This window comes from Psychrobacter sp. TB20-MNA-CIBAN-0197, assembly GCF_040309765.1.
GTDB lineage: Bacteria > Pseudomonadota > Gammaproteobacteria > Pseudomonadales > Moraxellaceae > Psychrobacter > Psychrobacter submarinus.
Genome location: NZ_JBEOPC010000598.1, coordinates 1 through 271, shown reverse-complemented (window position 1 = coordinate 271; position 271 = coordinate 1). Strand labels below are relative to the sequence as shown.

General features: G+C 42.4%; 1 protein-coding gene. It reads right to left on the bottom strand.

Annotated elements, in window-relative coordinates:
* On the bottom strand, positions 1-271 hold a 271-nt coding region (locus tag AAEY83_RS15135; RefSeq protein WP_351060198.1), incomplete at both ends, for a TSUP family transporter.

Here is a 271-nt window from a genome sequence, read left to right as displayed (position 1 = left end):
CACCACCACCAATACCAATTAAACCTGATAATCCGCCCATTATCGCAGAAAATCCACCTAAAATAGGACCTGCTGGTAACGGTTTATCTGACATCGGTTTATTACGCGCGGATAGCACCATTCTTGCTGCAATAAATACAACACTTATAGCAAACACTGTACGCAATATTTGTTCAGGGATTAAACTTGCTGCAAAGCCACTAATAAGTGCACCTAAAGCCACACCCGACATAACCCATGGGGCAATATCCCAAGGCACGTTATCATTTTT